This is a genomic window from Vibrio sp. 10N.222.51.C5, from assembly GCF_041474575.1.
Lineage (GTDB): Bacteria > Pseudomonadota > Gammaproteobacteria > Enterobacterales > Vibrionaceae > Vibrio > Vibrio crassostreae_C.
Genome location: NZ_JBFRUJ010000032.1, coordinates 34,922 through 51,375 on the forward strand (window position 1 = coordinate 34,922; position 16,454 = coordinate 51,375).

12 protein-coding genes are annotated in these 16,454 nt (G+C 44.3%); 7 read left to right on the forward strand and 5 right to left on the reverse strand.

Going from position 1 to position 16,454, the window contains the following annotated elements; all coding sequences use genetic code 11:
* The first annotated feature begins 69 nt into the window (after nucleotides 1-69).
* Entirely contained in the window at nucleotides 70-2,367 is a 2,298-nt protein-coding gene (locus AB4558_RS10865; protein WP_017067347.1) for a YgiQ family radical SAM protein, read from the forward strand.
* Between the two features lie 85 nt (nucleotides 2,368-2,452).
* Here the strand turns inward: AB4558_RS10865 and AB4558_RS10870 are convergent, their stop codons facing one another.
* From AB4558_RS10870 to AB4558_RS10880, 3 genes are read right to left on the reverse strand one after another with little or no spacing between them, the layout of a single operon-like run.
* Complete coding sequence (locus tag AB4558_RS10870) at nucleotides 2,453-2,917, reverse strand: GtrA family protein (protein WP_017070766.1); 465 nt, start codon at nucleotides 2,915-2,917, stop codon at nucleotides 2,453-2,455.
* On the reverse strand, nucleotides 2,904-4,391 hold the full coding sequence (locus tag AB4558_RS10875; RefSeq protein WP_372100500.1) for an ArnT family glycosyltransferase: 1,488 nt from the start codon (nucleotides 4,389-4,391) through the stop codon (nucleotides 2,904-2,906). Before AB4558_RS10875 ends, AB4558_RS10870 begins: the two co-directional genes overlap by 14 nt.
* A complete protein-coding gene (locus tag AB4558_RS10880; RefSeq protein ID WP_102398635.1) occupies nucleotides 4,388-5,407 on the reverse strand; it encodes a glycosyltransferase family 2 protein in 1,020 nt (339 codons plus the stop codon). The genes AB4558_RS10875 and AB4558_RS10880 overlap by 4 nt, the downstream gene beginning before the upstream one ends.
* A 125-nt stretch (nucleotides 5,408-5,532) precedes the next feature.
* Here AB4558_RS10880 and AB4558_RS10885 point away from each other — a divergent pair, with 125 nt between their 5' ends.
* From AB4558_RS10885 to AB4558_RS10905, 5 genes are all read left to right on the forward strand, one after another.
* Nucleotides 5,533-6,210 (forward strand): response regulator transcription factor, encoded by a 678-nt coding sequence (locus AB4558_RS10885; RefSeq protein WP_372110741.1) that lies wholly within the window; start codon nucleotides 5,533-5,535, stop codon nucleotides 6,208-6,210.
* Nucleotides 6,207-7,505, forward strand: coding sequence for a HAMP domain-containing sensor histidine kinase (locus AB4558_RS10890; RefSeq protein ID WP_017063525.1), 1,299 nt, complete (start codon nucleotides 6,207-6,209; stop codon nucleotides 7,503-7,505). The genes AB4558_RS10885 and AB4558_RS10890 overlap by 4 nt, the downstream gene beginning before the upstream one ends.
* Before the next feature lie 92 nt (nucleotides 7,506-7,597).
* Nucleotides 7,598-8,533: a pyridoxal-phosphate dependent enzyme gene (locus AB4558_RS10895; protein ID WP_136982024.1), complete on the forward strand. Its 936-nt coding sequence runs from the start codon at nucleotides 7,598-7,600 to the stop codon at nucleotides 8,531-8,533.
* Nucleotides 8,534-8,755: 222 nt separating this feature from the next.
* Entirely contained in the window at nucleotides 8,756-9,493 is a 738-nt protein-coding gene (locus AB4558_RS10900) for a dienelactone hydrolase family protein (RefSeq protein ID WP_372073315.1), read from the forward strand.
* Between the two features lie 176 nt (nucleotides 9,494-9,669).
* On the forward strand, nucleotides 9,670-10,575 hold the full coding sequence (locus AB4558_RS10905) for a MalM family protein (RefSeq protein WP_061038885.1): 906 nt from the start codon (nucleotides 9,670-9,672) through the stop codon (nucleotides 10,573-10,575).
* Between the two features lie 88 nt (nucleotides 10,576-10,663).
* Here the strand turns inward: AB4558_RS10905 and AB4558_RS10910 are convergent, their stop codons facing one another.
* Nucleotides 10,664-13,477 carry a glycoside hydrolase family 3 C-terminal domain-containing protein gene (locus tag AB4558_RS10910; RefSeq protein ID WP_017071400.1) on the reverse strand — a complete coding sequence of 938 codons (2,814 nt, stop codon included), beginning with the start codon at nucleotides 13,475-13,477 and terminating at the stop codon, nucleotides 10,664-10,666.
* A gap of 142 nt (nucleotides 13,478-13,619) precedes the next feature.
* Here AB4558_RS10910 and AB4558_RS10915 point away from each other — a divergent pair, with 142 nt between their 5' ends.
* Complete coding sequence (locus AB4558_RS10915) at nucleotides 13,620-14,498, forward strand: helix-turn-helix domain-containing protein (protein WP_372073317.1); 879 nt, start codon at nucleotides 13,620-13,622, stop codon at nucleotides 14,496-14,498.
* A gap of 301 nt (nucleotides 14,499-14,799) precedes the next feature.
* On the opposite strand, the gene AB4558_RS10920 is transcribed toward AB4558_RS10915, so the two are convergent.
* On the reverse strand, nucleotides 14,800-16,131 hold the full coding sequence (locus AB4558_RS10920; RefSeq protein WP_017070688.1) for a carbohydrate porin: 1,332 nt from the start codon (nucleotides 16,129-16,131) through the stop codon (nucleotides 14,800-14,802).
* Nucleotides 16,132-16,454 lie beyond the last annotated feature (323 nt).

Here is a 16,454-nt window from a genome sequence, read left to right on the forward strand (position 1 = left end):
CACGAACACAAAAAATACTGGGCCGAGTGCTACGGAACTGCACCCTTTTTGCCTACCAGTAGAAAGGAGATGGATGCTCTTGGATGGGATAGCTGTGACATTATTATTGTAACTGGTGACGCTTATGTCGATCACCCGAGCTTTGGTATGGCTATCATCGGCCGTCTGCTTGAAGCTCAAGGTTTCCGCGTGGGCATTATTGCTCAACCAAAGTGGGACAATAAAGATGCCTTCATGAAGCTAGGTAAACCTAACCTATTCTTCGGCATCACAGCGGGTAACATGGACTCCATGATCAACCGCTACACCTCTGATCGCAAATTACGTCACGATGATGCTTATACTCCGAACAATGAAGGTGGCAAGCGTCCTGATCGTGCAACTCTGGTTTATTCTCAACGTTGTCGTGAAGCTTACAAAGGCACGCCAATCGTGCTTGGTGGTATTGAAGCGAGCTTACGTCGTGTAGCTCACTACGACTACTGGTCAGATAAAGTTCGCCGCTCTGTATTGTTTGATGCAAAAGCTGACATTCTTCTTTTTGGTAACGCTGAGCGTGCACTGGTTGAAGTAGCACACCGCATTGCCGATGGTGAAGACATGTCTACGCTGACCAATATCCGCGGTACTGCTATCAATCTTCCTGCGGCCCCTGAAGGCTTCAAGATCATTGACTCTTCTCGTATCGAAAAGCCGAACAAAGCGTATGTTCCGGTTAACCCGTACGAAGTTGAAACTCAGTGTGATACCAAGAAAGACGAAAAAGAAGAAGTAAAAGCGCAACCTATTACTATTCGCCCTTCTCGTCACGATGCAAAAACTACAGCGGTTCGTATCCCAGGTTACGAAAAGCTAAACAATGACCGTATTCTTTACGCTCACGCTAGTCGTATTCTGCACCTTGAGACAAACCCGTACTCAGGTCGTGCTCTGATTCAACGTCACGGTGATCGCGAGCTTTGGATTAACCAAGCGCCTATTCCATTGACCACAGAAGAGATGGACTACGTGTTTGGCCTTGCGTACAAGCGTGTTCCGCACCCGATGTACGGCAAAGCGAAAATCCCAGCATACGACATGATCAAAACCTCGGTTAACATCATGCGTGGTTGTTTTGGTGGTTGTTCTTTCTGTTCAATCACAGAGCACGAAGGTCGCATCATTCAGAACCGTTCGAAAGAATCTATCTTGGATGAGATCGAAGACATTAAAGATAAAGTACCGGGCTTCACAGGTACTATTTCTGACTTGGGCGGCCCAACGGCGAACATGTACCGTTTAGGTTGTTCAGATCCAAAAGCTGAAATTAACTGTCGTCGTCCATCATGTGTGTTCCCGAAAATCTGTGAAAAGCTAAACACAGACCATCAACACACTATCGACCTGTACCGCTCTGCGAGAAAAGTACCGGGTGTTAAGAAGATCATGATCGCTTCTGGTGTACGTTACGACTTAGCGATTGAATCTCCAGAATACGTTCGTGAGCTTGTGACTCACCACGTTGGTGGTTACTTGAAGATTGCTCCAGAGCATACTGAAAAAGGCCCACTGGATCTGATGATGAAGCCGGGCATGGGCACTTACGATCGTTTCAAAGAGATGTTCGAGAAGTACAGCGCTGAAGCCGGTAAGAAACAGTACTTAATTCCTTACTTTATCTCTGCTCACCCGGGCACAGAAGATGAAGACATGCTTAACCTTGCAATGTGGCTGAAAAAGCACAACTACGAGTGTGACCAAGTACAGAACTTCTACCCATCGCCAATGTGTAATGCAACGTCGATGTACTACTCAGAGACTAACCCTCTGAAACGCGTGAAATATAAGAAGCGTGAAGATGTTCCTGTGCCGAAAGGTGATCGTCAACGTCGTCTGCATAAAGCACTGCTTCGTTACCACGATCCTGAAAACTGGAAAATCATCCGTGAAGCACTGATCAGCATGGGTAAACAGCACCTAATTGGTGACAAAGCAAACTGCCTAGTACCAGCAGAAGACTTTGATGCACAAACACCGGCACAACGTCGTAAGTCTGGTCGTCACGGTTCACAACGCTTTGCGACTAAGCACAGTAAATCTCAGCCAGGTCTTGGTGGCGAAAGCCCACGTAACCACTCTGGTAAGAAACCGGGTGGCAAGAAGCCGAATGGTAACGGCAACGGTAGCCAAGGTAATGCTAACCAAGGTGGCGGTAATGGCAATGCTCGTAAACCAGCGACTGGCTTCATTAAGAAAGGTCCTGGTGGTCAGCAATCACAAGGTAATGGCGGCGGAAATGGCAAACCAAACCGTAACAAAGCGGGCAATGGTCAAGGTGGCAAACCTGCAAGTAACGGCAAGAACCGCCAGCGCGCAGCACAACGCTAATATCGCGAACCAGTTTACTTCGCTATCGTAAAAACACAAAGCGCAGCTATTTAGCTGCGCTTTTTTGTGTCTGCTACTAGGGAGCTTAACGTGTGAACACCCAATACTGACTAAGCAAATAGTTACTGACCATGCCCACCAAGATGCCAACCGCCATTGCGATAAACACTGCCCCAGTAAATGCAGGGAGTAACTCCGTCATCAACTTAAAGCACAGCAAATTAGGTATCGCCGATATCGATGCTGACAGCATGAACTTTTGCCACTGAATCAGCTTTTCGGACCAACTCCCCTGCCCTTTGAGCTCAAAGGTCAACACTCGATTTCCAAACCAAGTTGTCGTTGCAGCTACGATGAAAGAACCAATTCGAGCACTCATCAAAGGCAGTCCAATAACGTAATGCAGCAATGCAAACACGGCACAATCGACAACAAAGCCACCCGCCCCCACCATAGCGAATTTAATCATCTTATGGTGAGGTTGTAGTTTTTTGTTTAGCGCGTCGAACTTGTGGCTAAACAGTCTCGATGACGAGTTAAAATTGAACATCGCCATCACTTCGAATATGGCTCAACGATAGATTTGGTTTGATATTTTGGCTATGACAACTAAATAGAGCGCGCTTGATCTTCACCGTCGGTTCTAAAATACAGGTTAACGCGTTGTCTTTAATCTTGGTTTCTACTTCCGCTCTTTTACCAATCAGATAGAACTTGTCGATACCATCTAACTGTTCAACATCGAGTAACTTTTTCGCTTGTCCATGACTGTAAAACTGCCCGGAGAACGGTCGTTTACCGACATAAAAGCTCGGCGCTTCATCCGTAATCTGTTCGAAGATAATACGGTCACTTTTCTCATTCGCTTTGCCTAAGTTGAGGTAGACCATTGCAATCATTAGCAACACAGGTAGCACTAAAGCCACACTCGAGAACCACTTCTTATCTTTTTCTACTACAAGCATTGCCACCAACAAGCCAAGGGCAGGAATGCCTGGCAACACATAGGCAGGAAGAATATTACCCGCCATGGTAAAAAGAATCAGAGGAGAGACCAACCAACACACGAGGAATGAAAACAATCCACTATGTTCAGCGTTAACTTCTGCGATTTTCTTACGACGGGCGAAAGTCAAAATAGGCAACACAATCGACCACGGTGCAGCCGCTTGAAGCCAAAACAACCAGATCATGCCTCTTGCTTGGTCATGGGCAGAACCGTATAAATCGCCCTCCCAGCCACTCACAACAAAACGCTTAAAGTGCTCGCCAACAATAAAGTAATCAATAAAACCCGGTGTTGCCATTTCAGCCATGATGTACCAAGGCAAGGCAATCGCCAGCATCACACCTAAGCCAGACAACAGTGGAAAGCGTTGCCATAACACTTTGAAAGCGCCAAAGAAGCCATGTTGCAATACTAACCAAGGGAAAACAGCGATACCCATGATCACAATCGCTACCGGCCCTTTTGCAAGCAAGCCTAGTGCTAAACCAATGAAACCAACATAACCCCAAGACCGATTAGTCTCAGCATTGCCCTCTCCCTTACAACTCTCTCCTCCTAACCAACATAGGTAAAAACCTAACATGGCAATGGTCATCGCTAACGTTAACGCCATGTCGGTCATCACAGCACCCGCCGCAATAGAGAAAATCCCACATGTCGCCAATACCACAGCCGCCACCAAGGCACTTTGTCCGGTACGCTTAGCCATGTATGCAACCAACAGAATCGTCGCAAAACCTGCTAGCCAGTGTGGTGCACGCACAGCAAACTCACTCAAACCAAACAGCTCAATCCCAGCCGCACTCATCCATGTGAACAACGGTGGTTTACCCCAGAAAGGGATGCCGTAATCAAATTGAGGGGTTAACCAATTGCCGGTTTCTACCATCAAGCGAGCCATTTCTCCATAGCGCGCTTCCGTAGTATCCATTAAAGGGTATGTCGCCAGAGATAAGAGCCTTAGAACCAATGCAAAAGCCAACAAATACCATAGGTGCGTTCGGTTCAGGCTCATGCTGACTCCTCTAATTTAAAATGTGTTTTTAATGCTGGGGTATCGACCACCGATTGAATCAGATACAAAGGGCGGTTCTTGGTTTCAATGAAAATACGACCTATGTATTCCCCCATTAAACCAATACTCAGAAGTTGAATGCCGCCAAGGGCAAGTTGAACCACCATCATGGATGGGTAGCCAGTAATAGGCTCACCAAACATCATGGTTTTGAACACGATGAAGACGCCATACACAAAAGCGGTAAGCGCCACTAATCCACCAACGGCCGTCGCAATACGCAGTGGGCGGATAGAAAATGATGTGATGCCATCCATCGCCAATCCGATGAGTTTCAGGTAGTTCCATTTCGTCTCGCCACAGAAGCGAGCATCGCGCTTAAACTGAATCGTTGCTTGCCTAAAACCCGGCCATGAGAAAATACCTTTCATGTAACGGTTACGTTCAGGCAGTTGGTTGATATGGTCGACAACCTCTCGGCTTAACAGTCGGAAATCACCGACATTTTCTGGAACATCGATCTTCGCTGCCACGTTCATGACTTTGTAAAAGCTTGCTGCTGAAAACTTCTTAAACCACGTTTCACCATCACGTTGGCTACGCTGCATATTCACAACGTCATAGCCTTCGCGCCACTTGGCAACCATTTGTGGGATCAGCTCCGGCGGATCTTGCAGGTCTGCGTCTAACAAGATCACCGCTTGTCCTCGGCAATGCTCAAGACCAGCACTCATGGCTGACTCTTTACCAAAGTTACGGCTTAAACCAATCACAGAAATTGAGCTATTGATTGAAGTGAATGAACTCACCAAGTCCAAGCTGTTGTCTTTGCTGCCATCGTCGACATAAACAATCTCACTCGTGATCGGTAAGCTATCCAGTACCTTGGTTAAGCGAGAATGAAACTCTTCTAACACCTCTTGTTCATCGTAAAACGGCACAATGATCGATAGTGAAACGGCGGGATTGATCCGTGATGTGGAGACTTTAGGGCGGCTAATATGAAGTTCAGACATAATACGTTCTTCTATTTTTTAATCTGAAGCCAATCTACCCTCCCATAAGTGAAAGTTATGTTATTGACATATTTTTCACGCTCACTCAGGATAATGTTACTGTCTATTTCTGTATGAGAATCAAAATGAAACGAGTTCTATTAGTCGAAGATAACCGTGAAATTGCAGGTGTCTTGTTTGATTATTTTGAGTGTATTGGCATGGAACTCGATTACGCAGACAACGGTGAACTTGGCCTACAACTCGCGTTGGAAAACTCATTTGATATCATCATATTGGATCTAATGTTACCGAGAATGGACGGCCTAACGGTTTGTAATAAACTGCGAGACCAAGGTAACGCGACACCTATTTTGATGCTGACTGCGTTAGATAGCCGCGATGATATGTTAAAAGGGTTTGAGCATGGTGCCGATGATTACCTCACCAAGCCATTTGATTTGGATATTCTAGAAGCAAGAATGAACGCGTTAGTCCGTCGTTACCGCGGAAAAGTCGCCTCTTCAAAACTTCAGTTCGATGAACTCACCATCGACCAAAAAACCCGTAAAGCTTACCGCCAAGATAAACTACTAGCGCTCAACCCAACCACTTACACCATACTTGAGATGCTGTGCCAAAGCGCACCTGAAGTAGTCACTCGTGAAGCTATTTCCTACAAGTTATGGGAAGAAAACGAGCCCAACAATGATGTGTTGCGCAGTCACATTTATCAGTTACGTAATCAACTCGACAAGCCTTTCGACACTCAGATGTTAATTACGGTGCCTAAAGTTGGCTTCCGATTGGAGCCATCGAATTGATTTCAAATGTTCTTACAAGCACAAAAACCCTAACGGGCCGCTTAGCGGTTTTCTTTGGGTTAATGGCCGTAATTGTGTCGGCATTTGTCTATGTGGTATTTATCACAGCCCTGTACTTGTCGGAAGACCGCGTGGGTGAAAGACGCATCCTAATTGACCGCAACTATGCAGTCGGGTTATTCCAGTCAGGTGAAAGTGGAGAGCTTCGTATTGATGACCTGACTATCGCTTACAACGATCTTTCCTATCTACCGAAAAAGTATTTAAAGTATATTGAAGGCAAAGAAAATTTCATTGGTGAGGTCGGTGAAGATCCAGAATCTCGCATGGTCTATGTAGGCGAGTATACTCATGAAGGTAGAACTCACCCTATTGTTCTGCTTTCTGAAATAGACCGTGTCGAGCTTAGTGTCTTTGAGCTCGTTTATGCCACCACATTTGTATTAGCCCTTCTCTCTATTCTAATATTCAGCTTCGGAGCTCTGCTCTATCGGTTGTCTAAACGGCTGATTGAGCCCTTCAACTCCCTGTCTGAACAGCTTGAATCCAATAAGCTCAATCTAAACGAAGAATTTGGAGTGAATGACGATGCGGCGGTGGAGTTTCGTCAGTTGACGGATCAACTCAATCAATACAGAAGAGAAATCAATTCTCTAGTAAAACGCGAGCAAGCTTTCGCACGCTACTCAAGTCATGAACTAAGAACTCCGTTGACTGTTGCTCGTGGTGCCAACAAACTGTTACTGAGAAGCGAAACAACCGAATTTCAATCTCGTCAGGTTGAACGTATTGATGAAGCCATTGTTCAAATGTCTGAAATGGTCGATGCACTGCTTGGCCTCGTTCGCTATGAAAGAAACAGTGACGATGCACCGCTACGTTTATTCAGCCAGCAAGAGCTAGAGACTATCGTTTCTAAAAATTCGTTGCAGGCTGACGAGAAGGAAGTCGCGATAACCTTACAAGTTCAATCAGAACCCACAATTCAGGCCACCAGCGCGATAATGAATATGTTGGTCGGTAACTTGTTAAGAAACGCGATTGCAGCCACTAATAGCGGTACAGTAACTATTACCCTTTCTCAAGACAGTCTTATTATTGAAGACCAAGGCGAAGGCCTTCAGGAGCAATACAACCCGAATGGACACGGGCTAGGTTTGTTGATTGTCGATGACTTGTGTCAGCGTTTTCATTGGGACTTTGAATTGTTTAATCGCAGCTGTGGTGGATGCACAGCCAAGATCACCTTTCAAGCCGATTCATCCGCGTCAATATCGAACGAAAACTTGATTTAGTTGGTTTACAGCCGCCTCTGGCTACTAGATACTCGTCCGTCCTATTTGATTTAAAAATGCTGGCTCTTGAGTCAGCATTTTGTCTAAGTGCGATGAAACTAAATAATAGCCCTGTAACTCAACATCAATACAACGACCACACCTTTTTCTTAAAGCGTGACGATCAGCTTCATTCCCACTTTTGCGGCAACAAAGCCAGAAAGTTCATGAAGCTACTGGAAGACGAGCACCCAAGCACTACCACCCTAATAAGCTATGGTTCCGCTCAAGCCAACTCATTGTTCTCGCTCGCCGCACTTGCAAAAATCAAAGGTTGGACGCTTGAGTTCTACGTCGACCACCTGCCTCAATGGCTACAAGAACGCCCACTCGGCAACTACCGTGGCGCTATCGACCTTGGGGCTGAGGTTATTTCAGTCAAAGAAACAGGCTCTGAACTTCATCCACAGACGTATATTGAGCAAGTCAGACAGCCTGACTCACAATGCATTGTGTTACCAGAAGGTGGACGCTCTCAGCTTTCTGAATATGGCGTAAAACAACTGGCGATGGAAATACTGAGCTGGACTCGCTTTGAAAACCAATACGATTTTGTTGTGGCACTGCCAGCAGGCACAGGCGCCACGGCTCTGTATCTACATAAGCATTTAAAACTACACAACATCCCGGTATTAACCTGTGCATGTGTTGGCGGCAGTGATTACCTAACGCAACAGTTCAACGAGCTTGGCGAAACCGATCACCCGCAGATATTACCGCTTAAAGCCAAACACCACTTTGGTAAGTTGTACCAGCAGGACTATCAAACTTGGTTGGCTCTACAAGAACAAACTGATATTGAATTCGACCTGCTCTACGACCCATTAATGTGGCAATGCTTAGAACAATGGCAAGAAGATAACCCAACCAAAACTGTCATCTATATCCATCAAGGTGGTATCTTAGGTAATGAGTCGATGTTGCCGCGCTATCAACGTAAGTACCCAGAACTTCGAAGTAGTCACACCGCTGATAACGCTACTTGGTAGTAATCCGTTCTTTTCTACTCTAATGCCCCGCGTTTCTGCGAACTGAGAATTTCTCAGCGCATCATGAACAGCCATCGCACTCCCTTTCGATGGCTGTTTATCAGTAATAGCCACCTGCTATCCCTGCCAGACATTTCAAGTTAGAGACAGAAATCTGGCGAGAATCATCGCGTTATCTATACTTTCGATTGGAACGTCAATTGTCATCGAAAGGAATTACGCATGCGAAAACTCACTACGCTCGGCCTGTTTTCAGTTTTACTGCCCTTCTCTGCGATATCAGGAGAAAACGTCACTTACCAAGTCGATGGGATGGATTACGAAGGTTATTGGAGTGAAGCCAGTGACCAAGCGCCTTTGGTACTGCTAATACACGATTGGGATGGCTTAACCGATTACGAAAAGAAACGTTCTGAGATGCTCAACGAACTCGGTTACAACGTGTTCGCCATCGACCTATTTGGTAAAGGCATTCGCCCTACGGAAGTGAAAGATAAAAAGCAACATACAGGCGAGCTGTATAAAGACAGAGAAAAAATGCGTACGTTGCTCAACGCTGGTGCCATGGAAGCGAAAAGACTTGGCGGCAACTTAGATAACAACGTAATGATGGGATACTGTTTCGGCGGAGCCACTGTATTGGAAGCCGCTCGTGCGGGCATTCCTTCGAAGGCTTATGTCACCTTCCATGGCGGTTTATCAACACCAAAAGGTCAAGACTACTCGCAGACTAAAGCTCCCGTAGTCGTGTTCCACGGCACGGCTGATGCCATGATTTCAATGCACGACTTTGGAAGCCTCGCCGCTCAACTTGAATCAACCAAAGTTCCGCATGAGATGATCACTTATAGTGGTGCGCCACACGCCTTCACAGTATTCGGATCGAATAACTATCAACATGAAGCTGACCAAAAATCATGGCAACGCTTTACTCAGTTGTTAAGTTCGGTATCTCGTTAACTTTCAATCTAGGTAACAGCCCAACGGCAGCCTGTTACCTAATTCGTACTAATTATTAGCGAGTATTTCTTTAAATTTGGTGTTCGTCACTCAAAAAGAAAGCGCTTTCTTGTAGTGTGTCTCTATTATCAATCAGGCACTCTGAATCAGATATGCTTTTTTAACTGTGAGAAATTATGAAATATTTAGCAATTCTACCAGCGGTATTCGCACTAAGCGCCTGTTCAACAGTGACAGAGTCACCGGTTAGCTACCACAAAACTTCTCCGGGGCTAGAGTCACTACAGAACAACGAAAACTGCTGTGAAAACCTGAGTACAATTCAATATCAAAGCGTTACGAACCCAGAAGAAACATCTGTTTCGATCACCACAGCAAGCCCTAAGATCGAGTTCAAATCGGGCCGATCCTTTGCTGGAGGGCTAAAGCTTCCTGCAACACTAGATGCTATTCGTTTTTCAGTGACTTCAAATGCTAGTTATTCAGCATTCGTTCCGTCACTTTTAGTCTTAGACAAAAATTACCAGCCGCTAGATGTCATTGGCAATGAAAGTATTAAGTACCAACCACTTAGCCTGCTTGATGGTGCACAATATGGCGCGCAAATCGAACTGCAAGAACGTTACTTAAACGGCGAGGCTCCTGCTTACTTGGTCGTATTCACAACCAGCGAAGCACTCGCGGAAACAACTCCTGTCGAAAAACCAAGTGATATGGCGATACGTTCTGGTGATATCCAGGCAAACATCGCTCATAACACGGACTACGCCATCCCTCATTCTGCAATCGGGAAAGTCTCCTTTGATTTTAAATTCACAGCGGTAACCACCGTTGTTGAAGAACAAAACCGTCAAAAGCGAGTTCAACAAATTATTCCAGAATCAACCGTAGCCCAATCAGATTTATTAACGGAAAATACACTGAATAAGAAAGAGGTTTATCAAACTCTTATAGAAAACTCGGTTTCATCTGGAGATTTTAGTGCAGCACTGACTTACGTTGAAGAATCTGAGCGATTAGGAATCGAAGGGATGCGAAACTCCTTTGTTGACGCGATGAAGCAATATCAAAAAGCACAATAACTCAACCTCAAAGTAGTCGTTTATTTTCTCTCACTTTACCTCTTTTTTGAGCAACGAGAGTTAAATAAACGACTGTTATCCCTTAGCCCTATTCAGGCATAAACGAAAATACTAATTGCTCCAATTCTAAGCCTAATTTGATGAATTCAATATCCAAAGAATAAAAGCCTTTATCAAGCTTAACGGAGAGCCCCTCAACTGAAACTGTCTCGCCATTAGTACCATTCACTGATAGAGACATCGCGTACACGTTATTGAGACTTAAACTACACGCAGATTGAGCCAAAGTGCCACTATCGTAGTTAACAATACCTGCACATCGATACACACCAGCCTGTTTAACTTCCAAAACAATGCTACGGTTTTCTCTGATATTAAGTGGTAATACTATTGCATGTTGCTCTGCCGTCAGAGAGCAAAAGTCTCCATCAGTTTTACTCTGTTGTTTATTAAGATTTTGGGTCGCCTCAAAGCTCTTAACTGGATCAAAAGCGACTAATGGGCGACCCATTGCTGGAGAGTCCATAATAAAACGACAAATATTCATCGCGCTTCGTTGCAACTCCCCTAAGCTCAACGTTCCGTTTTCAAGCGCCTGTAACGTATCGTCATTCGACACGTTATTTTCCGCACCATCATGCTCAACAACCATATAAAGATCATTTTGAGAGCGAAGCATAAAGGATGTGTAACTTCGACTTTCAGAGCCACCTTTGATTGGGTCATTCATTTTTGCCCACCAATCCGTCATCACTATCCCTTTATAACCCCACTCCCCACGAAGAATCGTAGTATTGAGGTCGTAATTGGATGCAGCCCAGTGACCATTAATAGGGTTGTAGGAGGTCATAACACTCGAAGCTCCTCCTTGTTTTACCGCTATTTCAAAAGGCTTCAGATGAATCTCACGAAGTGCTCTTTGAGATATAACACTATCAACATCAAACCGTGACGTTTCTTGATCATTCGCCACCAAATGCTTGATTGTGCCAGATACTCCTGCAGCTTTAAGACCAAGAGTTTGAGATGCAGCTATTACCCCTGAGAGAAATGGATCTTCTGAGAAATACTCAAAATTTCGACCATTCAAAGGGTGGCGGTGGATGTTAATCCCAGGACCAAGCAACGTATCAATATGATTGGCTTGCATCTCTTTCCCCACTAAATGAAATAGTTTCTCATTCAGTTCTGGGTTCCATGTACAGCCTAATAATGTACCAATTGGGACTTGAGATGCTTTATGTCCGCTGTCCATTCGGATACCAGACGGACCATCAGCAGCTGCAACGACAGGGATACCTAAATCAAATAAGCTCGGCGAAACACCCCCAAAAGCAGCAGCAGTACCTGGCGTCACCTTAGGGCTGCACATACCTTCCCCACGAACAATTGTCGCTAACTGCTTTACGGTCATTTGCGAGATAAATTCGTCAATGTTCGCTCGCCCCTGCTTAACATCCAGTAAACGAATGCCCGTATCTTCACCAAGAGGAATAGAGCTTGGAAGCTCACTCAGAATACGTTTACTCAAATCAATAGTTCGCAGCGGCACAGATTCGTAATCGCAACTGTAAACACCATTTTCCTCGTTGCCTTTTGGGATCAACCTACTAAATCCGGTGACAGGAGCAAGTGCTTCCGTTAATTGCTCAACAACTAACAGCTCTTCTATTTTAACGCTCTCACTAACAAGCTTTGCCTGGCGAACACTTCCTCCTAGATAAAAGTGATATTCTCCAGCTTCAAGTACGTAACTATTTGGGTGTCCCGTTTTACCGGAGTCATCAAATGATGCGAAGGAAGATAGAGGACATGAAATAGTCAAACACACCGTATCTTGCGGGTCCAAGGTCGGTGTTTTCACAAAACCGATCAGTGCTCGTGAAGGCTTACCAAGGTGACCTTGAGGCGATTCAACATACAGTTGAACCACATCCTTACCACTGTATTTCTCGCCTATGTTTTTAACTTCAATATCGAAGACCAACTCTTGTTCAGAGCCGGAACCAAGAGTCGTCAATGCATTTAATTTATTGGAAAAGCGGGTGTAGGACAGCCCAAAACCAAACTCAAATTGAACAGCTTTAGGATTGAAAGTTTCAAAATACCGATACCCGACATAGATATCTTCTTGGTACAGATTACGCTCTTTATTTCCGAAGCTAGCGCTGGAAGGATAATCAGATAAAGAGTGCGCAATAGTGTCGGTCAAACGTCCACTCGGGCTAACATCACCTGATAAAACATCAGCTAAAGCATGCCCACCTTCCATACCTGCGGCCCAACTATACAGAACAGCCTTAATCGCAGCAGAACCTTTAAGTGAACTTGTCCATGACATATCGATTATGTTGGTCACGTTCAGTATCACAATGACATCATCAAAATATTCTGTCACTTTCTCCAACATTTGTATTTCTAGCGCGGTTAAATTGTAACTGCCTTGCTGCTGTGCATTATCTTGATCTTCACCCGCCGTTCGACCGATAAAAATAACGGCTTTGTTAGATTTGGCAACGGCATCCATCACAACTGAATTTGAAAGAGGCATTTCATCTTGAAACCAAGGTTCTGCTGCCCAACCACCTCCTCCGTCATTGAACGGGTTGTCCTTGACCCAACGTTTGTATACCTCCACCAAACTGAGATTAAGATTGATGTTTGGATTCTCATACAAGCCCTGTAATGCATTAACGGAATAAGGGACATTCACAGCTCCACCAGATCCAGTGCCACTTCGGTAGGTATCAATCTGACAGCGACCAAAAAGAGACACCGTATCACTAGCCTGCAATGGCAATATTGAATCACTATTTTTTAGTAGCACAATGCCCTCAGTAGCCGCTTGTCGACTTATGGGTGCAAGCTGCTTCTGTGCTTCGAGAATTTCCACAGTATTCATTTAAAGTCCTACTATTTTTTTACTTAGAGCAAAAATTTGACCTCTCGCTCTAAAAGTTAATATTGTCTTTGTTCAAAAAATAGTAATCTTAACCACGGCGTTTAACTACCAAATAAGCGACAGAAATAGGTAAAATAGCGACATGAAAACCAAGTTTAGACTCCAAAGTCATCAGAGATATCCTCAGATAAAATTTGCCTATGTCGATGGTCATCACGATTTCGACTTTGACGAACATAGCCATGACTTTTCTGAACTTTTCTTAGTTGTGAGTGGTAGTGGAAAGCATACGGTAGCTAGCCACACTTACCCTTTAAGTACAGGAGATGTATTTGTTATAAATGGGGATATTGAACATGGATTTTGTGAAGTAAATAAACTGAAGATTGTAAACTTGATGTTTGATACGGCATTGCCTTTTTTTGAGGTCCCTTCAATGCGTCAAATGCCAGGTTATCAAGCGCTTTTCAAGGTAGAACCAATTGCTCGACAAGCATCTGAATATCAAGCAAAGCTTACGTTATCACTTTCTCAGTTGAAACGAATCAATGGACTTCTACAACAAATCAAATCGGAATACGACAACGCAGAACAGGGGTTTGAAATCATATTGACGAGCACAATGCAGCAACTTGCGATAGAACTTGCTCGGCGATATCAAGAACAGACCCATAGCTTACCAAGAACAACCCTGGCATTGAGCCGTGCTCTCGCACATATTGACCGTCATTACAAAGAAGTAGGGTTAGATACAGAAACCATTGCGCAAGCGGCCTATATCAGCAAGCGGCAACTAGAAAGGTTATTCAGGCAGTTTTTAAATACATCCCCAAACCAATACGTCAAAGACCTTCAAATTCGACACTCGGCATCCTTATTATTAAACGACAACAAAAGCATCCAACACATTGCTGAGTCTTGCGGCTTTTCTGACAGCAACTATTTCTCCAAATGTTTTAAGGCCCAAAATGGATGCAGCCCTCGCGAATTTAGAAAGCAACATTCTTCCCATAACTCATAACCCTTTCCCCCTTTCCCCCTTAAACCTTAAGCCTTAAGCCTTAAAAGATTAGATATGTCACACATAAAAAAACCGCTCCTTTCGAAGCGGTCGATGAGTATCTTTGGCAAGAACACATTTGAAACGAAACTCAAATATGGAAGACTCATAGCAATAAAAATGAAACTCTTTGTGCTGCTAGGAAAGAGCTCAACTATTGCAATAAATAGGATATCGAGAACCTTGCCCGCCCTAAAGGCAAGGCCGTCATACCACTCCCCCGGTATGCTCGATATCACTTAAGACCCGAAGGTAAAAAATTCTACCACCACATGTCAGCTTGAATACCTACAACAAAGTCGCCCTCTTTACCCGTACCATCTTGCATTTCACCATCAAGGTAAGATGCCATGAAGCGAATTTCTGGAGATGGACCGAAGCCAGAGTGCACAACTAGAGTCGGTGCTACTGTTAGCTTGTAATCATAAGAATTCTTTGACTCACCATTACGGTCTTCGTAGTTGTACATGTAACCAGCTTCGGTAGCGATAAAGAAGTTTTCTGAAATTGGGAACGTTGGTCGCACCATTGCTGATACCCAGCCGTCTGTGTCACCATTGTCAAAATCGTTGTACTGGGTTTGAAGAGAGTGGAAAATATTCACACCATTTTCAAAAAAGTACCCACCCCATGCTAAAGCACGTAGCGATACATCGTTTTCATCAACAGCCTTCAAACAAGACGTACCACAGCCCGTGCCTGTCGTTAACCAACTTTGATAGTCGCTACCAGGCTTGTACGTGTTGTAAGTCGTAAGAGTACCGCCTAAAAGGTTACCTGAACCTAAGCCTTTACCAGCCTGCGCGATGTATTTTGTAAAACCTTTATCTGACAACCCAAAGACAGACTCAGTGTGAACAATTGCCGTCATTTCATAGCCATTCTCAGCGAATGCTTCTGGGCCATTACCAAAACCTAAATCGACCATATTGTCTGGCATATACTTAGCCATAGCGTGAAGCTCAACACTGCCAAAGTTCACGCCAGCATGAAGTGCATGCATGATGTTGTTGCTGTCACCCCAGAAACTTGTATCGCCAGAGTCATCGCTTGCAATATAAGCAAAGTCCCACTTATTACCACCTAGCTCAACACCTTCAATACCAACACCAGTACCTGACATATCCGTGTAGAAAAAGTCGGTCATAAAGATGTAATTATCTTTACCATAAAAGCGCTTACCACCCCATACAACACCGGTTTCAGATACACCTTCAAACTCGACAAAAGTTTCTGCCATACCAATTTCGCTGTTGGTTGCATCGGCATTGGCACCAAGTTGGTTGGTTGCATATTCCGCATTGTTGGCTGCTGCTCGTGTTTTGATTCGAATTTTCTGACCACCGTCATTCTCAAAATTTTTCTGCAGTGCAACTTCAAAGTGGCTATCCGACTCAACACCCAATCGACCTAAACGCTCTTTAGATGCTGGGAACTTTGCTCGTTTAAAATCATCATTTTCACTGAATAGAACACCAGCACGGAAATAACCGTGAAATTCAAATCCATCCGATTTTTCGGCATGTACAGCAGGTACAGTAGACAAGCCAGCAGTAGCGACTAAACAAGCAAGGGTAAGCTTAGAAAGTTTCATAATAACTCCATGTTCCAAATTATACTTTCAAAAAGAAAGCGCTTTCTTTGTTTTTCTTAAAAAAACCAATCGAACAGATTTAAAGAAGATCAAATCTAAGCCCACATTCACTATGCACTCTTAATCTTATTGGCTCTAACCGCTCAGTTGGTATGGAAAGAGTATAAATCGATCTCGTGAATATAAACCGTGATCAACCCCACCAAAGAAAGCGCTTTCTTATGCGTGAGTCACAAAAATAAAGATGTTAAGTATTTTGTTTGAACAATCATGGAACCAAGAAAAATGTCACTGTTTACATATTAAGGACGAATTGCTCCGTT